Raw genomic sequence first — 21,679 nt, forward strand, 5'->3', positions numbered from 1 at the left:
CTTCCGCCCGGCCCGGCCGCGGCCGGATGCCGTGACGACCGCTCCAGCGGCAGCGAACGCGTTTCACTCGCCGAATTCGCTCAAAAGCCCTTGCATCTCGTCGTCGAAGCCCGCCACGGGCTGCGCCTTGGCCAGGGCCATCCAGACCGCGAACGGGATTCTCGGCAGCGGGCGGTGCACCGCCGAGCGCGCGACGACCAGCCGCCCCTGTTGCGCGATCAGCACGCCGCATTCGGCGGGAATCTCGTCCGGCTCGCCGATCGGACGCCCCTTGGCGTCGCAGCCCAGCACGTACCAGCACTCGCCGCCGAGGTCCAGGTAGGCGGCGCGCTTGTCGGGCTTGCGAAGGTCGCTCAGCAGGTCGGCCCGGTTGACCTTGACCTCATGCACGATCGGCTGCGCATAAGCCTCGACGCTGGTATTGCGGATCGAGAAGACATCGGGCCGGGCGATGCACCAGCGTGGCTTGTCGCCCTCGGCCGCACCGGCCAGGCGGGCCCGCAGGCTCAAGCCGCGCCAGGCCAGGCGGCCGGCGCGCGTCATCTCGCGCGCGACCTGCTCGACCAGCGCTTCGTGCCGCGACAGCGCGGCCCGGTTGACCACGCCCGTGCGCGCCAGTTGGGCGATGCCGGCATCGGTCAGGCGCAGGGTCTCGTGGCCCTGGGCCGAACGCACACGCGCCAGCAAGCCCGCGGCGAGCAGTTCGACTTCGATCGCGTCGCAGCAGGGCCAGCCGGCCGAGCGATGGACCTCGCGCAGCCGCCGCGCATGCAGCCGGCCGAGCGCCGACGCGCCCGGCGGCGGATCGGCGACCGGTGGTGGCGCACCCGGTTCGACCTGCGGCGGCTCGGCCGCCGGCGGGTCGCCCGCCGGAGCGGGCGGCGGGAGGGTCGGCGGCGGCACCGGCAGGTCGGGCGCCGGGGGCGGCGGCCCGATCGGCGCGCCGGCACGGGTGGGCTGCAAGGCGATCGCGTTCATCGCGACAGGTTAGCGAAAACGCGGACCGCCGGCCGGCACCGGGAAGACCCGGATCGCACGAAGCTTGTATATCGATATAGTAAATCGATACACAAAGGAGACTGAAGATGCCATCGATCTCTCGCCGTCAGTTCGTGCAGGCCGGCGCCGCCGCCTCGGGGGCCGTGCTCGCAGGCTTTCCCGCGCTCGGCCGCGCCCAGGCCGTGATCGCCCTGCGCTTCTCGTCCTCGATGCTGGCCGACGACAACGCGGCCCACTACGTCTGGTACCAGCGGCTGCAGAGCAACCTGCAGGCCGCGGTCGGCGACAAGATCAGGCTCGACTACTTTCCCAACAACCAGCTGGGCAAGGAGAGCGACGTGGTGCAGCAGGTCAAGGTCGGCTCGGTCGACATGATGGTCTCGGGCTCGTCGATCTTCGCGACCGTGTCGCCCGAGCTCGGCATGCTCGACCTCGGCTACCTGTTCGACAGCTATGCCCATGCCGGCAAGGCGCTCGAGGGGCCGGTGGGCAGCACGCTCAACGACATGCTCGAAAAGCGATCCGGCATCACGATCATGACCTGGGCCTCGCACTTCGGCGCCCGCAGCGTCTACACCAAGGCCCCGGTGCGCTCGCTGCCGGAGATCAAGGGCGTCAAGCTGCGGGTGCTGCCGACGCCGGCCTTCATCGAGACCTTCAAGCTGATGGGCGCGATCCCGACGCCGATCCCGTTCGGCGAGCTCTACATGGCGGCCCAGACCGGTGTCGTCGACGGCTTCGAGCACGACGCCGCCACGGTGCTGGCGAGCAAGCTCAACGAAGTGGTCAAGTCCTGCTGGCTGACCGAGCACCTGTTCAGCCCGATGGTGGTGGTGATCGGCAAGCGCGGCATGGACAAGATCCCGGCCGAGCTGCGCCCGGCCTTCCTCAAGGCGGTCAACGACGCGACCCTGCAGCAGCGCGCGATCGCCGACGACAAGGGCAAGGCCGCCGTGGAGGAGCTCAAGCGCAAGGGCATGACCTTCTTCCCGATGTCGGCCACCGACCGCAGCACGGTGCGCAAGGAGATGGAGGCCAACCTCTGGTCCGGCTTCGCCAAGCAGTACCCGGCGACCGCACCGCTGTTCGCGGCGGTCGGCGCGGCCCGGGCCTGAACGATGGCCGCCCTGGCCCCGCTCGCCGCCCCCGCAGAGCCGCACGCCGCCGCGGGCACGCTGGGCTTTCGACACGACACCGCCTCGGGGCTGTGGCTGGTCACGCTGAACCGCTGGGTCGAGAACCTGTCGGGCTTGGTGCTCGCGGCCGACGTCGGGGTGGTGTTCGCCTCGGTCATCTTTCGCTACTTCCTGCACGACCCTTTCGACTGGGCCGAGGAAATCGCCCGCGCGCTGATGATCGTGCTGGTCTTCTTCGGCGCCGCCACCGTGCTGGCGCGCAGCCAGCACGTGGGCATCGACCTGTTCCGCCGCATGCTGCCCGGACACTGGCAGCCGGCGCTGATCCAGGTCGGCCACTGGATCATCGCGGGCGTGGCGGGCAGCCTCCTCGTCTCGTCGGTGCTGCTGCTGGTCGACACCTACGACCAGACCACCTCGATCGGCCTGCCGCAATGGCTGTACGTCTACCCGGTGGTGTTCGGCAGTTTGTTCATGACGCTGTTCGGCCTGGCCAATGCCTGCAACGGCCCGCGCCGCGTGGTGATCGGCACGCTGGCGGCCTGCGTGGTGCTGCCGGCGGCGGTGTTCGGCTGGAACACGCTGCTGCCCGCCCACGCGATCCCGCATGGACTGCTGCTGGCCGGCGCCTTCGTCGGCGGGCTGGTGCTGGGCGTTCCGATCGGATTCGTGCTGGCCTTCTCGTCGCTGCTCTATTTCCTGTCCGATCCTTCGCTGCCGATGCTGATCTATTCGCAGCAGGTGATGGCCGGCACCGACCACTTCGTGCTGCTGGCGATTCCCTTCTTCGTGCTGGCCGGCCTGCTGATGGAAAGCAACGGCATGTCCTCGCGCCTGATCGAGCTGCTGCTGCGGATCTTCGGCCGGGTGCGCGGCGGCATGGGGCTGATCACCATCACCGCCACCGCCTTCTTCTCGGGCGTCTCGGGCTCCAAGCTGGCCGACATCGCGGCGGTCGGCGGGATCGTGATGCCGGCGGTGCGCCGAACCCGGCAGGACCCGAACGAGGCCGCAGGCCTGCTGGCCTGCACCGCGGTCATGGCCGAGACCATCCCGCCCTGCATCAACATGATCATCATGGGCTTCGTGGCCAACATCTCGATCGCCGGCCTGTTCATGGCCGGGCTGGTGCCGGCCGCGGTGCTGGCGCTGTCGCTGGCGGTGCTGGCCGTGATCGTCGGCAGCAAGATCGATCCGGACGAGGCGTTTCCGAGCCGCACGCCGATGCTCAGGCTGCTCGGCGGCGCACTGGTCGCGATCGTCATGGTGGGCATGATCGGCAAGGGCGTGACCTCGGGCGTGGCGACCTCCACCGAGGTCTCGGCCTTCGCCGTGATCTACGCCCTGGTGGTCGGCGGCCTGGCCTTCCGCGAGCTCTCGCTGGCCGCACTGGCGCGGCTCTTCGTGCGCTCGGCCTCGATGGCGGGCAGCATCCTGTTCATCGTGGCGGCCGCCTCGAGCGTGTCCTTCGCGCTCACGATCGAGCAGATCCCGCAGCTGGTGTCGGCGACCCTGATCGCCTTCGCCCACCAGTACGGCAGCGTGATGTTCCTGCTGGTCTCGGTGGCGATCATGATCGTCTTCGGCGCGGTCCTCGAAGGCGCGCCGGCGCTGATCATCTTCGGTCCGCTGCTGACGCCGATCGCGCAGCAGCTCGGCGTCAACCCGCTGCACTTCGGCACCGTGATGGTGATCGCGATGGGGCTCGGCCTGTTCGCGCCGCCGATCGGTCTCGGCCTGTTCGCCACCTGCGCGATCACCGGCACCGAGGTCAGGGAAGTGGCCCGTCCCATGATGAAATACCTGGCAGTCCTGCTCGTGACGCTGGTCGTACTGGTGCTCGTTCCGTCGTTCTCGCTGTGGCTCCCGAACCGGCTCGGGCTGTAGCCGGCTGTTGCTGAAAGAACCCTGCGTGACCACGATCCAGGACGTCGCCCGCCATGCCTCGGTGTCGGTGAGCACTGTCTCCAACGTCCTCAACGGCCGCGCCGACCGCATGCGCCCGGCCACCCTGGCCCGGGTCGAGGCCGCGATCCAGGTGCTGGGCTTCCGGCCCAGCACGCTGGCGCGCCAGCTCAAGACCGGGCAGACGCCGCTGCTGGGCCTGCTTGTGCCCTCGCTGGCGAACCCGATGTACGGCTACATCGCGCGCGAGATCGAGACCGTGGCGCAGCAGCAGTTCGGCTACCGCCTGCTGATCGGCAGCACCTACCGCGACCGCGAGAAGGAAAGCGCCTTCTTCGAGGACCTGCTGGCGCACGGCGTGCGCCGCGTGATCGTGATCTCGTCGCTGGCCGACGAGCGCCACTTCGAGTCGGCGGTCGAGCGCGGCCTGACGGTGGTGAGCTACGACCGTGGCGCCACGCCCGGCAAGCGCTCCCGCGTCGGCCACGTGATGCCCGACAACTTCGAGGCCGCGCGGCTGGCCACCGCCCACCTGATCGCGCAGGGCCACCGCCGGCTGGCCTTCGTCACCGTGGCCGGCATGACGATGAGCCGCAGCGCCAAGATCGACGGCTTCCATGCCGCGGCGGAGGCCGCGGGCCTGCGCGCCCAGGCCCAGGTGCTGGACGGCGGGCCGCTGAACGAATACGGCGACTCGGTGATCGCCGAGGTCGGCCGCGCCACCGCGTTGCGCATCGCGCGGCTGCCCGACGCCCCGACCGGCATCGTCGCGCTCAACGACCTGATGGCGCTGGGCCTGATGGCCGGCCTGCGCGAGGCCGGCCTGCGGGTGCCCCAGGACATGTCGGTGGTCGGCATCGACGGCTTGTTCCTGTCGGCGCTGTCGAACCCGATGCTGACCACGGTGCAGCTGCCGGTGCCCGAGATGGCGCGGGCGATGGTCGAGCGCGCGATGCAGCCGCGGGCCGAGGCCGAGGACGACGAACGCGAGCAGGTGTTCGCGGCGGTGCGGCTGGTCGAACGCGAATCGGTGGCGCCGCCGCCCGGCGGCCGGCAGGCGCCGCGGGGCAAGGCGGAGAAGGCGCATCCATGAGCCGCCCGGCCGCTCCGAAGGCGAATACCGAAGCGCTGCTGCGCGAAGGTACACCAGTGACCCGGGTGTTCGTGTCCCACCCGAGTGACAAGCTGGCGCCCTACTTCGGGCCGCGGGCCACCGAGGCGCTGCAGGCCATCGCCGAGGTGCGCTTCAACCCCGAGCCGCGCGAACTGTCCATCGAGGCGCTCATCGAAGCGGCCCAGGGCTGCGACGCACTGATCGCCTACCGCCAGACGCCGGGGCCCGAACGCCTGTTTCGCGCGCTGCCGCAGCTGGCGGCCTTCCTGCGCTGCGCGGTCGACATCCGCACCGTCGACGTCGAGGCGGCCAGCGCGCACGGCGTGCTGGTGACCCAGGCCAGTCCGGGCTACGTGGCGGCGGTCGCCGAGTGGATCCTGGCCGTGATGACCGACCTGGGACGCGGCATCGGCCGCTACGCCCGGGCCTACCAGGACGGGCGGCCGCTGGCGCCCTTCATGGGCCGCCAGCTGCGCGGCTCGACCCTCGGCGTGATCGGCTACGGCCAGATCGGCCAGTACCTCGGCGAGCTGGCGCTGGCCTTCGGCATGCGGGTGCTGGCGAGCGACCCGCAGCCGATCGAGGGCGCGGGCCGAGCCGGCCTGCAGCAGGTGGCATTGCCGGCACTGCTGTCGCAGTCCGACTTCGTGGTCTGCCTGGCCCCGGCCAATGCCGCCACAGAGCGGCTGATGGATGCGGCGGCCTTCGCGGCGATGCAGCGCGGCGCCTTCTTCGTCAATGCGGCCCGCGGCGAACTGGTCGACGACGAGGCCCTGCTCGCGGCCCTCGAGTCCGGCCACCTGGCGGGCTGCGCGATCGATGTCGGGCGCGCCCCCGACCAGATGCCCGACCCGGCCCTGGCGCGTCACCCGCAGGTGATCGCCACGCCGCACATCGGCGGGCTCACGCTGCCCGCGATCGAGCACCAGGCGCTCGAGACCGTGGCACAGCTGCACGCCCTGCTGCGTGGCGAGCTGCCCGAAGGCGCGGTGAATGCCGCGCATGCGGATCGCTGGCGGCGCTGGCCAGGCACGGGGGCGGCCCGATGAGCCCCCGCCCGGCCGCTCCGAAGGGGGCTCGCACCGCAGTGCGCAGCACGGAGGTTGCCTCATGAACGCCATGCCCGAAGGTGCCTGCGACTGCCACGTGCATGTCTACGATCACGGCTACCCGCTGGCACCCACCGCGACCTTCAAGCCGCCCCACGCGCCGGCCGACGCCTACCGCGCGGTGCAGCGCTCGCTGGGCCTGTCGCGGGTGGTGGTGGTGCAGCCCACGGGCTACGGGTTCGACAACCGCTGCACGCTGGCGGCGCTGGCGCAGCTGGGCCCCGGCGCGCGCGGCATCGCCGTGCTGCCGCCCGCCGTGCCCGACGACGACCTGGCGCAGCTACATGCCGCCGGCATCCGCGGCGTGCGCTACATGATGGGCGCCGGCGGCCTGCTGCCCTGGGACAGCCTGCAGACGATGGCGGCCCGGATCGCCCCCCTCGACTGGAACATCAACCTGCAGCTCGACGGCCGCACGCTGCCGCAGCACGAAGCCACGCTGGCCCGGCTGCCGGCACGGCTGGTCATCGATCACATCGGCAAATTTCTCGGCCCGGTCGACGGCGACAGCGAGTGTTTCGCCGCGCTGCTGCGCCTGCTCGACGCCGGCCGCTGCTGGATCAAGCTGTCGGCACCCTACGAAAGCTCGCGCAGCGGGCCGCCGGACTACGCGGACATCGCGCCGCTCGCGCGCACGCTGGCCAGCCGCTATCCCGAGCGCTGCCTGTGGGCCAGCAACTGGCCGCATCCCAACGTGGCGCCGGCGCCCACCGAGGCCAGCCTGCTGGCCTGGTCGCTGCAATGGACGCCGGAGGATGCGGCACGCCGGCGGATGCTGGTCGACAACCCGGCTGCGCTCTACGGTTTTTAGGGCCTGAACAGGCCCTAGAACCAGTCGAGCGCGGCCGCCGCCATGAAGGCGCCGCCGACCGCCACGCTGAGCCAGTGCGCCACATCGGCGACGGCGTCCCAGCCGCGGTAGCGGTCTTCGGCCGCGCGGGCGAAGAATTCGGCGATCGGATCGGCGCGATCGGCGCGGTGCCCCAGCGCAGGCGCGGGCGCCGGCCTTGCTTCGGCGGCCCGCGCTGCAGGCGCGTGCGCGCCCGGCACGGTCGTCGCACCGCTGTTCGCACCTTGAAAATTCAGCACCATGATCGCACCTCGTCGTGCGTCGATGCTAGACCTGCAGACGCCTTCTCCCCGATGAAATCGAGTGCGGGCATTGATGCGCAACCGACATGAGTGCGCCTGCCCATCCGGGCAGTTACCGCGGGCCTTGTGGCTTCCCACAATGAGGCCATCTAAGGAGCTCCCATGTCCATCGACCCTTCTTCCCCCACGCTGATCGAGCAGTTGTCGACCGCCATGGCCGGCGCCGTGGCCCAGGCCTCGCGCAGCGTGGTCGCGGTGCAGTCCGTGCCACCGGGGCGGGTGCGCGCCAGCGGATTCGCCTGGCGCGACGGGCTGATCGTCACCTGCGAGGAAGCCATTCCCGACGAGGTGGAACTGGCCGTCGGCCTGCCCGATGGCAGCCACGCGGCCGCGACGCTGGTCGGCCGCGATCCCGCGACGGACATCGCGCTGCTGCGCATCGCCGGCGCCTCGCCCACCCCCGTCGCCTTCGATGCACCGCCGGTGCAAAGCGGCGTCATCGCGCTCGGCGTCGGCTCCGTCGACGGCACCACGGTCGCGGCCGCAGGCATCGTGGCGCTGGCCGGACCGGCCTGGCGCAGCCTGCGCGGCGGCGACATCGACGCCCGGATCGAACTCGACCTGCGACTGCGGCGCAGCGCCGAAGGCGGCCTGGCGCTGGATGCGCGCGGCCGGGCCATCGGCATGACGGTGTTCGGCCCGCGCCGCCGCGTGCTGGTGATCCCGGGCCCGACGATCGAGCGCGTGGCCGGCCTGCTGGCGGCCCACGGCCGGGTGCCGCGCGGCTACCTCGGCCTGGCGCTGCAAGCGGTGAAGGTCGAGCCGGCGGGCTTCGGCGCCATGGTGATGGGCGTGGCCGCCGAAGGCCCCGGCGCGGCCGCCGGGCTGCGCCAGGGCGACCTGCTGCTGGCCTGGAACGGCGAACCCGTGCACAGCGTGCGCCGGCTGCTGCGCGCGCTCGGGCCGGGCAGCGTCGGCAGCGTGGTCAAGCTGTCTCTGCAGCGCGGCGGCGAGCCGCTCGAGGCGCAGCTCACCGTGGGCGAAAGGCCGGCCGATTGAGCATGACGACCGTGCAGGACCCGATCGTGATCGCGCTCGACATCGCCGACGCGCGACTGTCGGAGCGTCTGCTCGCGCTGTTGGCGCCCCTGCCGGAACTGCGGCTGGCGCGGCCCGGCGAGCCGGCCGACCTGGTGCTCGCAACGGCCGGCGCGCAGCCCGTGCCCGTGCCCGAGCCCGACACGGCCCTGACCCGGCGCGAACTCGAGGTGCTGGACCTGCTGGCCGAGGGCGCCTCGAACAAGGGCATCGCGCGCCGGCTGGGCATCTCGGTCCACACCGCCAAGTTCCACGTCGGCTCGCTGCTCGACAAGCTCGACGCCACCGGCCGCACCGACGCCGTGGCCCAGGCCGTGCGCCAGGGCGTCATCCATCTTTGAGGATTCCCATGTTCGACGAACGACCCGCCACCGATGCCCCCGACGAGAGCGGCCTGCCCGAGGCGCCGCAGGAGGCGCTGCTCGACGCCTACTCGCGCGCGGTCGCCGGCGTGGCCGACAGCGTCGGTCCCGCGGTGGTGCGGGTGCAGAGCGGCCCGCCGGGGAGGCGCGGCGGGCTGGGCTCGGGCGTGGTCATCGCGGGCGACGGACTGGTGCTCACCAACAGCCATGTGGTGGCCGGCGCCCGGCGCGTGCGCGTCGGCCTGGCGGAGGGCGGCGACAGCGAGGCCGAGGTGCTGGGCGACGATCCGGCCACCGACCTGGCGCTGCTGCGGGTCGCGCTTCCACGCGGTACGTCGGCCGCGTCGCTGGGCGATTCGAAGCGGCTGCAGCGCGGCCACCTGGTGGTGGCGATCGGCAATCCGCTGGGTTTCGAATCGACCATCACGGCCGGCATCGTGTCGGCGCTCGGGCGTTCGCTGCGCTCGCAGAGCGGGCACCTGATCGACGACGTGATCCAGACCGACGTGGCGCTCAATCCCGGCAACTCCGGCGGCGCGCTGGTGGCCGCGTCCGGCCAGGTGGTGGGCATCAATACCGCCATGATCGCCGGCGCCCAGGGGCTGGCCTTCGCGGTCTCCAGCAACACCGCGCGCTTCGTGATCGGGGAGTTCATCGCCCATGGCCGGGTGCGGCGCGCGCACCTGGGCATCGCGGCGCAGACGGTGCCGCTGCCGCGCCGCGTGGCGCGCCTGATCCAGGCCGGCGCCCACGCGGTGCGGATCGGCGAACTGCAGCCCGGCGGCGCCGCCGAGCGGGCCGGCCTGCGGCAGGGCGACCTGCTGGTGGCGCTGGACGGCGTGACGATCGCGGGCGCCGACGACCTGCTGCGCCTGCTCGGCGCCGACCGGATCGGGCGCCCGGTCGAAGTGTCGCTGCTGCGCGAGGGCCGCCTGATGACCCGCACGGTCACGGCGCAGGAGCGCACGCAGCCCGCCTAGTGGAAGTCGCGGCTCCTGTTGCTGTCCGCCAGCCGCCCGAGCAGCGGCGTCAGGTCCTTGAAGCCGGTCGCCACCAGGTGGCGCACCTCGCCGCCGCTGTCGACGTCGCGCTGCCAGGTGCCCTGCACCGCCAGCAGCTGCGACTTGAGCAGCGGCTCGCGCCAGGCTTCGACCACGTGGCTCCAGACGATCACGTTGACGTTGCCGGTCTCGTCCTCGAGCGTGACGAAGATCGTGCCGTTGGCGGTCTGCGGGCGCTGGCGGCCCTTGACGATGCCGCAGGCCCGCACCGTCTGGCCGCTGGGCAGCGGGCGCAGCTGCTCGGCGCTCATGAGCCGCATCCGCGCCAGCCGCGAACGCAGCAGCGCCAGCGGATGGCGGCGCAGCGTGAGGCCGAGCGAGGCGTAGTCGCCGACGATCTCCTCGCCCTCGGGCGCGGCCGGCAATCGCAAGGCCGGCTCGTCGATCGGCACGCCCTTGAGCAGGGCCGGCGCGCGCCGCTGCGCGGTCGCATCCCACACCTGCTGCCGGCGATGGCCCGAGAGCGACATCAGGGCATCGGCCGCGGCCAGCGCCGCCATGTCCCTGGCATCGAGTTCGGCCCGCAGTGCCAGGTCTTCGGTGCTGGTGAAGGGCGCCTGGGCGCGTGCCGCCAGCAGGCGCTTCGCACCCGCCTCGCTGAGGCTGGCCACGCGCTTCAGGCCCAGCCGAACGGCCGGCTGGTTGTCGTTGCCCAGGCGCTCGGCATGGCGCGCATCGGTGCCGGGCGGCATGCGCGGCGCATCGGGGGCGCGCGCCTCGAGCGTGCTGTCCATGTCGCTGGCCGTGACGTCGACCGGCCGCACCTCGACGCCATGGCGCCGCGCATCCTGCACCAGCTGCGACGGGCTGTAGAAGCCCATCGGCTGGGCATCGAGCAGCGCGGCCAGGAAGCAGGCGGGTTCGTGGCGCTTGAGCCAGGCGCTGACGCAGACCAGCAGCGCGAAGCTGGCGGCATGGCTCTCGGGAAAGCCGTAGTCGCCGAAGCCCAGTATCTGCTTGAAGATCGCCTCCGCGAAGCTGCGCTGGTAGCCCCGTCCGACCATGCCCTCGACGAGCTTGTCGTGGAACTTGCCCAGGCCGCCCTTGCGCTTCCAGGCGGCCATGGCGCGGCGCAGCTGGTCGGCCTCGTCGGCCGTGAACTCGGCCGCGATCATCGCGATCTGCATCACCTGCTCCTGGAAGATCGGCACCCCCAGCGTGCGCTCCAGCGCGGGCCGCAGCTCTTCCTTCTCGTAGTGGATGGCCAGCCCCTTGCTCACCCGCTCGCGCTGCTTCAGGTAGGGATGCACCATGCCGCCTTGTATCGGCCCAGGCCGGACGATCGCGACCTCGATCACCAGGTCTTCGTAGGTGCGCGGCTTCAGGCGCGGCAGCATCGACATCTGGGCCCGGCTCTCGATCTGGAACACGCCGACCGTGTCGGCGTCGCAGACCATGTCGAACACCTTCGGATCGTCGTGCGGCACCTGGTGCATCTCGATCGTGCTGCCGCGCCAGCGGTTCATGAGCTCGAGCCCGCGGCGGATGGCGCTCAGCATGCCGAGCGCGAGCACGTCGACCTTGAGCATGCCGATGGCCTCGAGGTCGTCCTTCTCCCACTGGATGACCGAGCGGTGTTTCATCGAGGCTTTCTCGACCGGCACCAGGCGCGTGAGCCGGGTGTGGGTCAGCACGAAGCCGCCCACGTGCTGGCTCAGGTGGCGCGGGAAGCCCTTGAGGCTGACGGTGAGATCGATCCACTGCTGCAGCCTGAGCGCGTCTTCCTGGACACAAGCGCGCTCGGCCGCCGCCTGCAGCTGCTCGCCGAGCACGGTCTCGTCGAACCAGTAGTGGTCCTTGGCGAATTCGTCGACCAGCCGGGCATCGATGCCGAGCGCCTTGCCGACGTCGCGCAGTGCGCTGCGGGAGCGATAGCAGATCACGACCGCGGCGATGGCGGCCCGATCGCGGCCGTACTTGTCGTAGATGTACTGGATGACCACTTCGCGCCGCTGGTGCTCGAAGTCGACGTCGATGTCGGGCGGCTCGCGGCGATGGCGGCTCAGGAAGCGCTCGAACAGCAGCGTGCCTTTTTCGGGATCGATCGCGGTGATGCCCAGGCAATAGCAGACCGCCGAGTTGGCCGAGGAGCCGCGGCCCTGGCACAGGATGCCCTGCGAGCGCGCGAAGCGCACGATGTCCTCGACCGTGAGGAAGAACATCTCGTAGCCGAGCTCGTGGATCAGCGCGAGTTCGCGCTGGACCTGCCGGCACACGCGCTCCGGAATGCCCGAGGCGAATCTCTCGAGCGGGTACCTCTCGAGCGCTCCTTCCCAGGTCTTGCGTGCCAGCGTCTGCGCCGGGGTCTCGCCGGTGCCGACGCTTTCGAGCGGGTACTTGTAGTTCTCGCGGATCACCTGGGGGTCGAAGCGGCAGCGATCGGCCACGACGAGGGTGTTGGCGAGCATCTCGGCCATGTAGAGCCCGGCCAGCCGCACCCGCGGGCGCAGATAGCGCTCGGCATTGGACTGCAGCGCGAAGCCGCATTCGGCCACGGTCCGGCCTTCGCGCACCGCGGTCAGCACGTCGTGCAGCGGCTTGCGCGCCCGCGAATGCATGCGGACGTCGCCGGCCGCCACGAGCGGCACGCCGGCGCGCCGGCCGGCCTCGACAAGCGCGACGAACCAGAGGTCGTCGTCGAGTTCGTTGAGCATCTCCAGGGCCAGCCAGAGACTGTCGCCGAACAGCGCCCTGGCGGCCGTCAGGTCGTCGTGCAGCGCATCGGCATCGATGGCCTCGCCGGGCTTGCGATCGGGCACGATGAGGATCTGGCAGTGCTGCAGCGAGGCCACCTCGCTGCCCTCCCAGCTCACGCGGTACTCGCCCTTCGGCAGCTCGGTGTTGCGCGCCGCCGTGATGAACTCGCAAAGGTTGCCCCAGCCCTCGGTGTCGTCGGCGATCACCACCAGCCGGAAGCGCTCGAAGCGGAACTCGCTGCCGAACAGCAGCCGGAAATCCGGGTTGCGCGGGATCGGCGGCTCTTCGGGATGTTCGCGCTCGTAGGCATCGAGCTTGGCCGGCAGCTCGCGCAGGCCGACATGGGCGCGCACCACGCCGGCGACCGAGCATTCGTCGGTGATCGCGAGCGCCGCATAGCCCAGGTGATAGGCGCGTTCCACCAGTTCCTCGGGCGTGGAGGCGCCGCGCTGGAAGCTGAAGTTCGTGAGGCAATGCAGCTCGGCATAGCCCGGCAGGCCCGGCGCGGGCTTGTGCCGCTGCGGCAGCGGGTGCACTTCGCCGAGCGTGAGCGAGCGCGTCTTCTTGTCGCTGAGTTCAGGCATAGAGGCCTTGCAGGTACCAGCGCACCTTGCCCTCTGAAAAGCAGGCGGTCGGACGCTCGCGAAAGATCCAGACCAGGCCGGCTTCGGGGCTCTCGGCGACGTAGTAGTCGCGCACCGCGGGATGGCCGCCCTCCCCCACGCCGCCCCACCAGCCGGCCTCGACCCGCTGGGGACCGATCAGCTTGCGCAGCGGCCCGCGCCAGCACGGACGCTCGCCGTCCATCTCGAGGCGCAGGGGTTCGGGCAGCAGCCACGCGGGGTAGATCGCATCGGCCGGAGGTGGCGCTGGCGCCGCCGCGGCCTTGCCCGCCGTGCCCAGCGCCGGCTGCCAGGACTGCCGGCGCTCGGGCCGGTGATCGGCCTGCGCCACCGCGCGCAGCACCTGCTGCGGGCCGAGCCGCGCGCTGAGCCGCTCGACCAGTTCGTGCAGCTTGTCGCCCTTGCGGTTGTCCTCGGGCAGGAAGCTGGTGCTGGCGCCGGCCCAGGGCGTGGTGTCGAGCGTGCGCAGGCGCAGCCAGCTCGCCGGTGCGGCCAGCGTGGTGAGGGCGAGTTTCTCGGCCATCAGGCGGCGCAGGTGCGCCATGTCCTGGGTCGGCTCGGCCGTGCGCACCACGATCTGCTGGTGCGGCGGCAGGTCGACACCGTTGAAGCGCTTGAGGTCGAGCGTCCATTGCAGCTCGAGCGACACCGCGCCGCGCTGCCGGGCGCGCAGCCAGATCGACAACGCAGCGAGCAGCCGGTTGGCCGACCACATGAGCTCGCTGGCGCCCTCGGCCAGCGCGGGCAGTTCGAGCTTCTGCTCGAACACGTCGGGCAGCGTGAGCCAGCGATGGCTCTCGGGACCCAGGCCCCAGGCCGCATCGAGCGCCGCGCGCAGCGCCTTGCCGAAGCGGCGCGTGAGGCCGCCGCGCGGCAGCGCCGCCACCTCGCCCCAGGTGCGGCAGCCCAGGTGCGCCAGCACGTCGAGGTGCGCGTGCGCGGCACTCAGCGTGTCGAGCGGCAGGTCCGCGGGCAGGTCGGCCGGCGGCTGCTGGCCGCGCGCGAACATCCGCAGCCGGGCCAGCGCCACCAGGCTGGTCGCGCCCTGGGCCTGCTGCACGCGCACCGGGGCCGCGGGGTTGAGGCTGGCGATCTGCCGCATCAGGCCTAGCCGCCCGCCCCACAGGCGCTCGCAGGCCGACACCTCGAGCAGCAGGGCTTCGTCGACCCAGGCGACGCGCGGGGTGAACTGCAGGGCCCACCAGCCGAGGGCTTCATCGGACGGCTGCAGTGCTTCAGGCGGCCAACGCAAAGCGATCCAGTGCATGCCGTTTTCCTGAAAAGATGTCGAGCCGCACCACCGTCGCACCTTCGCCGGGCTGCCCCACGCCCTCTTGCTGCCGCAGCAGCTTGCGCCGCAACTGGCTCGCGGCGAGCAGCGCCGTCATGCGCTGGCTGCGCGCCGGCAGCTGGATCGGCGAGGCCAGCGGCGGGCCGCGGCGCTTGAGGATGTGGACATCGATCTGCGTCCGGTCGCCCTCGCAGGCCATCAGTTGCAGCCGCAGGCGCGCCGGCGAGGTCGACACCGCTGCGTTCGCCGGCCGGAACACGAACAGCAGCGACTCGTGCTGCGCCGCCGCCAGCTGCAGCCGCCGCAATTCGCCTACCCGCGCCTGCGGCAGCCAGGCCAGCACGGCGGCCACGTCGGCGCAGCGCAGCGCCTGTTCGCAGGCCCAGAGCCGGGCGGCGGGCGCCTCGCTGCGCACCCACAGCAGCGATTCGATCGGCAGTCCACCGGCCGCCAGCGACGGCCCGAAAGGCTCGTGCGGCGCGCCGATCAGCGCGACCGGGCCGGCGCCGCCCTGCACCGCCTGCGCCAGGGCGGGCAGCAGCAGTTGCCAGGCATGAGCTTCGGGCGCCGACTGCAGCAGCTCGGTCATGGCGCCGACCGGCCAGCCGCCGCCCGGCAGCTGCGCGTCGAGGGCCGCGTGGCCGGTGCCGATGACCTGCGCATCGGCCAGGCCCAGCTCGTCCGCGCGCCAGACCCTGTGGCGCGCGGAGGAGGAGAAGGGGTCGAGGGAAGGAAGGCCCATGATGGTCAAGTTACTGTATTTTTATACAGTATCATTGCGCCCAGTGGATTTTTGTTTGCATGTCGACTTGCCTGCAGGGACATCCATGGCGTCGACCTCGACGCCCCCCCCTTTTTGCGGCTTTCATTCCAGTTATGGGATAAATTACATGCCACTCGCTCCGGAAAGAAGGCTCTTCTGGATCGGGAGCAGCAAGAAGGATCTGGTGGCGTTGCCACCCTCCACCAGGAGATTCTTTGGCCACGCCCTCGACTTTGCCCAACACGGACAACAGCATGCAGCCGCCAAGGTGCTGCAAGGCTTTGCCGGTGCCGGCGTCCTGGAAGTGGTCGACAGTGACATCGGGGGGACCTACCGAGCCGTCTACACAGTCAAAATTTCCCGAAGCCGTATTCGTCTTGCATTGCTTTCAAAAGAAAAGCAAAAGCGGCATCGCAACCCCCAAGCACGACATCGACGTCATTCGCATGCGGCTCAAGGCAGCCGAAGCACTGATCAAGGAACTACGCGATGAAAAAACGCATCGTTGACGATATCGAGGTGACAGAGAGCTCCGGCAACGTCTTTGCGGATCTGGCGTTGCCGGACGCCGAGAAACTCCAGATCAAGTCCGGCCTCACCATCGAAATCAACCGCGCGATACAACGCCTGCAACTGACTCAGGACCAGGCTGCCGAACGGATGGGCATCTCCCAACCCAAGGTGTCCGCCCTGATGCGTGGCGCGTTCTCCAATTTTTCAGAACGCAAGCTGATGGACTGTCTCAATCGACTGGGTTACGACATCGAGATCAAGCTCAAGCCCGCCACCCAGCCGACCGGGCACCTGATACTCGCCATCGCCTGAGTCTTCGCATGCCCTCGGCGCGCGCCCTCACCCGCAGCCAGTTTCTGCACCTGGGCGTCGCGCTGCCACTGTTTGCCACGCTGCCGATTCTTGCCCCAGCCCAGTCCCCGGGAGTCAAGCGCATGAACACCCGCCCCATCCCCAGCACCCGCGAAGCCCTGCCGGTCGTCGGCTGCGGCACCTGGATCGGCTTCGACGTTGCGCCCGGCAGCGCCGAATTCCAGCGGCTGCCCGGCGTCATCGACGCGCTGTTCGCCGCCGGCGGCTCGGTACTCGACAGCTCGCCGATGTACGGCCGCTCCGAGTCCGTGACCGGTGACCTGCTGGCCGCATCGAACCAGCGCGCCAGGGCCTTCCTCGCCACCAAGGTCTGGACCTCCGGCCGCGACGCCGGCATCGCGCAGATGGAGCAGTCCTTCCAGCGCCTGCGCACCGAGCGCATCGACCTGATGCAGGTCCACAACCTGCTCGACTGGCGCTTTCACTTGAAGACCCTGCGCGGCTGGAAGGACAAGGGCCGCGTGCGCTACCTGGGCATCACGCACTACACCGCCTCGGCCTATCCCGATGTCGAGGCGGTGCTGCGCGCCGAGCCGCTCGACTTCCTGCAGATCAACTATTCGCTCGATGCGCCCGAAGCCGCCCAGCGCCTGCTGCCGCTGGCGGCCGAGCGCGGCGCGGCCGTGATCGTCAACATGCCGTTCGGCGGCGGGGGACTGCTGCGCCGGCTGCGCGGCAAGCCCCTGCCCGCCTGGGCCACCGAGATCGGCTGCACCAGCTGGGCCCAGGTGCTGATCAAGTTCGTGCTGAGCCATCCGGCCGTGACCTGCACCATTCCCGGCACCAGCCAGCCCGAGCACATGGCGGACAACGCGGCGGCCGGCGCGGGTTCGTTTCCGGACGCCGACTTCTGGCGGCGCAATGCGGCGTCGCTGCCCTAATCCAGGAAGCGCAGCACCGCCGAGTTGAACTCGCCCGCACGCTCGAACTGCACCCAGTGTCCGGCGCCGTCGATCACCACGCCTTCGCGTTGGGGATGGCCGGCTGCGAGCTGCGCGACCAGCGGGCGCGAATCGGCCGTCACGTCGTGCTCGCCCCAGAGCAGCAGCTGAGGGCCGCCGATGGCTTCGAGCGCGGCCTGAAGTCCGCCCGACAACGAGACCTCCTTGCTGCGAAAGCGCGTGCCGTGGCAGGAGATGTCGTGGATCGCGAAAGCCAGTGGATCGATCGCCGACTTGTCGTGCAGCATCAGCGCGGCCAGGTTGTGCAGCAACGCGGCGCGCTCCTGGTCGCGGTCCTCGGCGGCGCGCCAGTTGACCATCTCGACCGTCATGCGCCGCAGCGTGCCGTGGCCACCGCTGCCCACCAGGACCATGCGCCGGATATGGCCCCGGCGCTGGCCGAACTTGGCGGCGACCAGCCCGCCGAACGAGAAGCCGCCGAGGTCGATCGGGGTGCCGGCTCCGATCAGGCTGTCGAGCGTTCCGGACAGCGCATCGAGCAACGGGTCGACCGCGACCTGGCCGGGCTGCGGTTTCGGCGGCGCGTCGGACTCGTTGAAGCCCGGCAGGTCGGGCAGCCACAGCGTGCGCGATGCCGACAGCGCCTCGGCGTTGCGCAACCAGTGCATCCAGCTGCCGTGGCCGCCGTGCAGCAGCACCAGCGGAGGCCGCGTGTCGTCGCTGCCGAAGCAGCGCCAGCGTACGCGCACGCCGTCGTGCTCGACGTCGTGGAGGGTGGCGAGCGCGTCGATGCGCGCGATCAGGTCGAGCGCATCGGCTTCGGCCTGGGGATCGAAGGTCGAGAAATAGGGCACCGCGCAATTGTGCCGCGCGGCGGCCTCAGGCGGATGTGGCCCCGAACCGGAAGCTCGACACCGAGATTCCGCCCATGAACGCATCCTCGTGATAAATGCGCTCGCCGGCTTCGCCCTCGGCCGCGCCGACCGCGACCATCAGCGGAATCAGGTGTTCTTCTCGCGGATGTGCGATGCGGGCCGCCGGTGCCGCCGACCAGTGCAGCAGCTGCTCGATCCGCTGCTGCGGCGTGGTTCGGACCACAGCGCCGTCGAGCCAGTCGTCGAAAGCCTTCGAGACATCACGCGCCTGCGGGCCGAAGTTGCGCAGGTTGTGATAGCTCAGGCCGCTGCCGACGATCAGCACGTTCTCGTCGCGCAGCGGCGCGATCGCCCGGCCCAGCGCGATGTGCTCGGCCGGATCGAGCCCGCGCCGCAGCGACAGCTGCACCACCGGCACCTCGGCCTTCGGATAGATCGCGGCCATCGGCGAGAAGGTGCCATGGTCGAAGCCGCGCTCGGCATCGAGCGCCGCAGGCAGGCCCGCCGCCTCGAGCAGCGACTGCACGCGGCGCGCCAGTTCGGGCGAACCGGGCGCGTCGTAGTGCACCTGGTAGGTATGGGCCGGAAAGCCGCCGTAGTCGTAGATCATCGGCGGGCGCGGGCTGCCCATCACGGTGAAGGCGGGCTCTTCCCAGTGCGCCGACACCATGAGGATCGCGGCCGGCGTGCGGCCGATCTGGCGCGGCATGTCGGCCAGCGAGGCCTCGAGCTTGTCATAGGTAGGGCCCATTTCCTTTTTCATCCACGGCCAGGGGCCGCCGCCGTGCGAGATGAAATAGGTGGGCAATCTGGAAGTCGTGGTCATGGGATGCTCCTTGAACGCCAGTCTAGAGATTTCCCAGAAAGAAATCGATAGGCTAGGATTCATCGATTCATTTCCCAGGAGGAAATCATCGATGGACCGCCTGACCAGTTTGCGTGTCTTCAGGGAGGTGGTGGAGTCGGGCAGTTTCGTCGCCGCGGCCGACCGGCTCGCGATCTCGGCCCCCATGGCCAGCAAGCACGTGGCGCAGCTCGAAAAATCGCTGGGTGCCCGCCTGCTCCATCGCTCGAGCCGGCACTTGAGCCTGACCGAGGCGGGCCAGGCCTGGTACGAGCAGAGCCGCCGCGCGCTCGACCTGCTCGACGCGGCCGAGAACGCGATCGGCCAGAAGAACGACGCACCGCGCGGCCAGCTCAAGGTCAGTGCGCCCGTGTGGTGCGCCACGCCGCGCTTCGCCGCCGTGCTGTCCGGCTACCGCGAACGCTTTCCGGAGGTGCTGATCGACATGCACCTGGAAAACCGCAAGGTCGATCTCGCAGCCGACGGCTACGACCTCGCGCTGCGCGCCACGCAGGAGCTCTCCCCGGCGCTGATCGCCCGGCCGCTGTGCACCTTGCAGTTCCACCTGGTCGCCGCGCCCGCCTGCATCGCCCGCGCCGGCTTGCCGAGGGTGCCCGCCGAGCTCGCGAAGCTCGACGCCATCGTGCCGAGCTACGTCAGCATCGAAGGCCTGGCGCTCAAGGACGGCAAGGGCCGCCAGGCGCCGCTGCGGCTGCAGCCGGTGATGAAGTCCGACGACACCACCTTGACCCTGCACGCGGTGCGGGCCGGCATCGGCATGGCGTTCCTGCCCGAATGGCTGATCGACGACGACCTGGCGCAGGGCCGGCTGGTGCGGCTGGTGCCGGACTTCAAGGCCCCGGCGGTGACCCTGTTCGCGGTCTACACCAGCCGGCAGTACATGGCGCCCAAGCTGCGCAGTTTCATCGACTTCCTCGGCGAGCGGCTGGGCGTCGCCGCCGACTGACAAATCCCTTTCTCGCGCGCAGCCCGGTGGCCGCCGGTACAGTGACGCCTCACTGGAGACCGTCCGCCTTGTTCCGCTTCTTCGAAAAACTGCTTCCCGCCTACCCCACCGCCGAACCCGAATTGCCGCCGCGCGGCCTCCTCGCCTTCCTGTGGGCCTGCACCCAGGGCCTGCGCGGCAAGATCGCCGTGATGGCGCTGCTGACGGCCGCGATGTCGGCCTTCGAGGCGCTGCTGTTCGCGATGCTCGGGCGCATCGTCGACTGGCTCGGCGGCCAGGTGCCGGAGCACCTGTGGGAAGACCGCGGCACCACGCTGATGTGGCTGGCCTTCGCGCTGGTCGCGAGCATCGGCGTGGTGGCGCTGCAGACCATCGTCAAGCACCAGACGCTGGCAGTGAACCTGCCGATGCGGCTGCGCTGGAACTTCCACCGGCTGATGCTCGGCCAGAGCATGGCCTTCTACCAGGACGAGTTCGCCGGCCGCATCACGGCCAAGGTCATGCAGACCGCGCTGGCGGTGCGCGAAACCATCTTCGTGCTGGCCGACGTGCTGGTCGCCATGGTGGTGTACGTGGCGACGATGATCGTGCTGGCGGCGGTGCTCGACCGCCAGCTGATGCTGCCCTTCCTGGTCTGGCTCGCCTGCTATATCGGCTCGCTGGTGTTCTTCGTGCCGCGCCTGGGCAAGGTCGGCAAGGCCCAGGCCGATGCGCGGGCCTCCATGACCGGCCGGGTCACCGACGCCTACACCAACATCGCCACCGTCAAGCTGTTCTCGCACACCCAGCGCGAGGCCGGCTTCGCGCGCTCTGCCATGAAGGAGTTCATGGGCACCGGCTATGCCCAGATGCGGCTGGTGAGCGCCTTCGAGATCGTCAACCACACGCTCAGCATGGGCCTGACCGCCGGCATGGCGGGCACCGCGCTGTGGCTCTGGTCGCAGGGCGCGGTCGGCGTCGGCGCGGTGGCGGCGGCGACCGCGATGGCGCTGCGCCTGCAGGGGATGTCGCACTGGATCATGTGGGAGATGACCAGCCTGTTCGAGAACATCGGCACGGTGCAGGACGGCATGAACACGCTGTCGCGCCCGCGCACGGTGCTCGACGCCGCCGACGCCAAGACGCTCGAAGTGCCGCGCGGCGAGGTGCGCTTCGAACATGCCAGCTTCCGCTACGCGGATGCGGGCCGCCGGGTCATCGACGACATGACGCTGACGGTCGCGCCGGGCGAGAAGATCGGCCTGGTCGGCCGCTCCGGCGCCGGCAAGTCGACGCTGGTCAACCTGCTGCTGCGCTTCCATGACCTGGAAAGCGGCCGCATCCTGGTCGACGGCCAGGACATCGCCCACGTCACCCAGGACAGCCTGCGCGCCCACATCGGCATGGTGACGCAGGACACCTCGCTGATGCACCGCTCGGTGGCCGACAACATCGCCTATGGCCGGCCCGACGCCGGCGAGATCGCGATCCGCGCCGCCGCCGAACGCGCCGAGGCGCACGATTTCATCCAGACGCTGGGCGACGCCAGTGGCCGGCACGGCTACCAGGCCCACGTGGGCGAGCGCGGCGTGAAGCTGTCGGGCGGCCAGCGCCAGCGCATCGCGATCGCCCGCGTGATGCTCAAGGACGCGCCGATCCTGCTGCTCGACGAGGCCACCAGCGCGCTCGACTCCGAGGTCGAGGCGGCAATCCAGGCCAGCCTCTACCGACTGATGGAAGGCAAGACCGTGATCGCGATCGCGCACCGGCTGTCGACCATCGCAGCGATGGACCGGCTCATCGTGCTCGACCAGGGCCGGGTGGTCGAGGAAGGCGACCACAAGACGCTTTTGGCCCGGGGCGGCCTCTATGCCCGGCTGTGGGCGCACCAGAGCGGCGGCTTCCTGGGCGACGGCGACGACGAGGACGACGACCAGGAGAGCGGTGCGATCGAGGAGCCCTCGACGGTCTGACTCG

The 21,679-nt window shown here is 70.5% G+C and carries 19 protein-coding genes and 1 pseudogene; 13 read left to right on the plus strand and 7 right to left on the minus strand.

What is annotated here, in order from left to right; genetic code table 11:
• Positions 1 to 63: 63 nt before the first annotated feature.
• Positions 64 to 978, minus strand: a complete 915-nt coding sequence (locus tag QTI68_RS16095) for a hypothetical protein (protein WP_286522648.1) — start codon at positions 976 to 978, stop codon at positions 64 to 66.
• Positions 979 to 1,085: 107 nt separating this feature from the next.
• Here QTI68_RS16095 and QTI68_RS16100 point away from each other — a divergent pair, with 107 nt between their 5' ends.
• The 5 genes from QTI68_RS16100 to QTI68_RS16120 all read left to right on the plus strand — a co-directional run bounded on the left by QTI68_RS16100 (position 1,086) and on the right by QTI68_RS16120 (position 7,074).
• Positions 1,086 to 2,114, plus strand: coding sequence for a TRAP transporter substrate-binding protein (locus tag QTI68_RS16100; protein ID WP_286522650.1), 1,029 nt, complete (start codon positions 1,086 to 1,088; stop codon positions 2,112 to 2,114).
• Between the two features lie 3 nt (positions 2,115 to 2,117).
• Positions 2,118 to 4,022: a TRAP transporter large permease gene (locus tag QTI68_RS16105; protein WP_286522651.1), complete on the plus strand. Its 1,905-nt coding sequence runs from the start codon at positions 2,118 to 2,120 to the stop codon at positions 4,020 to 4,022.
• A gap of 25 nt (positions 4,023 to 4,047) precedes the next feature.
• Positions 4,048 to 5,133 (plus strand): LacI family DNA-binding transcriptional regulator, encoded by a 1,086-nt coding sequence (locus QTI68_RS16110; RefSeq protein WP_286522653.1) that lies wholly within the window; start codon positions 4,048 to 4,050, stop codon positions 5,131 to 5,133.
• 56 nt (positions 5,134 to 5,189) lie between these two features.
• Positions 5,190 to 6,203, plus strand: a complete 1,014-nt coding sequence (locus QTI68_RS16115; RefSeq protein WP_286523184.1) for an NAD(P)-dependent oxidoreductase — start codon at positions 5,190 to 5,192, stop codon at positions 6,201 to 6,203.
• Between the two features lie 61 nt (positions 6,204 to 6,264).
• Positions 6,265 to 7,074: an amidohydrolase family protein gene (locus QTI68_RS16120; protein ID WP_286522654.1), complete on the plus strand. Its 810-nt coding sequence runs from the start codon at positions 6,265 to 6,267 to the stop codon at positions 7,072 to 7,074.
• Between the two features lie 14 nt (positions 7,075 to 7,088).
• Here the strand turns inward: QTI68_RS16120 and QTI68_RS16125 are convergent, their stop codons facing one another.
• Positions 7,089 to 7,355, minus strand: coding sequence for a hypothetical protein (locus tag QTI68_RS16125; protein ID WP_286522656.1), 267 nt, complete (start codon positions 7,353 to 7,355; stop codon positions 7,089 to 7,091).
• Between the two features lie 162 nt (positions 7,356 to 7,517).
• Between QTI68_RS16125 and QTI68_RS16130 the strand changes: the two genes are divergently transcribed.
• From QTI68_RS16130 to QTI68_RS16140, 3 genes are read left to right on the plus strand one after another with little or no spacing between them, the layout of a single operon-like run.
• Complete coding sequence (locus tag QTI68_RS16130; RefSeq protein WP_286522657.1) at positions 7,518 to 8,414, plus strand: S1C family serine protease; 897 nt, start codon at positions 7,518 to 7,520, stop codon at positions 8,412 to 8,414.
• A gap of 2 nt (positions 8,415 to 8,416) precedes the next feature.
• Complete coding sequence (locus tag QTI68_RS16135) at positions 8,417 to 8,794, plus strand: response regulator transcription factor (protein ID WP_286522658.1); 378 nt, start codon at positions 8,417 to 8,419, stop codon at positions 8,792 to 8,794.
• An 8-nt stretch (positions 8,795 to 8,802) separates the two neighbouring features.
• Positions 8,803 to 9,795, plus strand: a complete 993-nt coding sequence (locus tag QTI68_RS16140) for a S1C family serine protease (RefSeq protein WP_286522660.1) — start codon at positions 8,803 to 8,805, stop codon at positions 9,793 to 9,795.
• Here the strand turns inward: QTI68_RS16140 and QTI68_RS16145 are convergent.
• The 3 genes from QTI68_RS16145 to imuA are packed head-to-tail and all read right to left on the minus strand — an operon-like array spanning position 9,792 to position 15,229.
• Positions 9,792 to 13,157: an error-prone DNA polymerase gene (locus QTI68_RS16145; protein WP_286522662.1), complete on the minus strand. Its 3,366-nt coding sequence runs from the start codon at positions 13,155 to 13,157 to the stop codon at positions 9,792 to 9,794. The genes QTI68_RS16140 and QTI68_RS16145 overlap by 4 nt on opposite strands.
• Positions 13,150 to 14,463: a Y-family DNA polymerase gene (locus tag QTI68_RS16150; RefSeq protein ID WP_286522664.1), complete on the minus strand. Its 1,314-nt coding sequence runs from the start codon at positions 14,461 to 14,463 to the stop codon at positions 13,150 to 13,152. The genes QTI68_RS16145 and QTI68_RS16150 overlap by 8 nt, the downstream gene beginning before the upstream one ends.
• Positions 14,432 to 15,229 (minus strand): translesion DNA synthesis-associated protein ImuA, encoded by a 798-nt coding sequence (gene imuA / locus QTI68_RS16155; protein ID WP_286522665.1) that lies wholly within the window; start codon positions 15,227 to 15,229, stop codon positions 14,432 to 14,434. Before imuA ends, QTI68_RS16150 begins: the two co-directional genes overlap by 32 nt.
• Before the next feature lie 148 nt (positions 15,230 to 15,377).
• Between imuA and QTI68_RS16160 the strand changes: the two are divergent.
• The 3 genes and pseudogenes from QTI68_RS16160 to QTI68_RS16170 all read left to right on the plus strand — a co-directional run bounded on the left by QTI68_RS16160 (position 15,378) and on the right by QTI68_RS16170 (position 17,016).
• Positions 15,378 to 15,759 (plus strand): annotated as a pseudogene (locus QTI68_RS16160) (type II toxin-antitoxin system RelE/ParE family toxin).
• On the plus strand, positions 15,740 to 16,075 hold the full coding sequence (locus tag QTI68_RS16165; RefSeq protein ID WP_286522666.1) for a helix-turn-helix domain-containing protein: 336 nt from the start codon (positions 15,740 to 15,742) through the stop codon (positions 16,073 to 16,075). Before QTI68_RS16160 ends, QTI68_RS16165 begins: the two are co-directional and overlap by 20 nt.
• Positions 16,076 to 16,083: 8 nt before the next feature.
• Positions 16,084 to 17,016, plus strand: coding sequence for an aldo/keto reductase (locus tag QTI68_RS16170; RefSeq protein ID WP_286522668.1), 933 nt, complete (start codon positions 16,084 to 16,086; stop codon positions 17,014 to 17,016).
• Here QTI68_RS16170 and QTI68_RS16175 read toward each other — a convergent pair.
• Positions 17,013 to 17,891: an alpha/beta fold hydrolase gene (locus QTI68_RS16175; protein ID WP_286522670.1), complete on the minus strand. Its 879-nt coding sequence runs from the start codon at positions 17,889 to 17,891 to the stop codon at positions 17,013 to 17,015. The genes QTI68_RS16170 and QTI68_RS16175 overlap by 4 nt on opposite strands.
• Positions 17,892 to 17,916: 25 nt before the next feature.
• The gene (locus tag QTI68_RS16180) at positions 17,917 to 18,738 is read right to left on the minus strand and encodes a DODA-type extradiol aromatic ring-opening family dioxygenase (RefSeq protein ID WP_286522672.1); all 822 of its coding nucleotides are present in this window, start codon (positions 18,736 to 18,738) and stop codon (positions 17,917 to 17,919) included.
• A 91-nt stretch (positions 18,739 to 18,829) separates the two neighbouring features.
• On the opposite strand from QTI68_RS16180, the gene QTI68_RS16185 reads away from it, so the two are divergent.
• Complete coding sequence (locus QTI68_RS16185; protein WP_286522674.1) at positions 18,830 to 19,723, plus strand: LysR family transcriptional regulator; 894 nt, start codon at positions 18,830 to 18,832, stop codon at positions 19,721 to 19,723.
• A 68-nt stretch (positions 19,724 to 19,791) separates the two neighbouring features.
• A complete protein-coding gene (locus QTI68_RS16190) occupies positions 19,792 to 21,675 on the plus strand; it encodes an ABC transporter ATP-binding protein (protein WP_286522675.1) in 1,884 nt (627 codons plus the stop codon).
• The last annotated feature ends 4 nt before the right edge of the window (positions 21,676 to 21,679 follow it).

The organism is Variovorax sp. J31P207 (genome assembly GCF_030316965.1).
Lineage (GTDB): Bacteria > Pseudomonadota > Gammaproteobacteria > Burkholderiales > Burkholderiaceae_C > Variovorax > Variovorax ginsengisoli_B.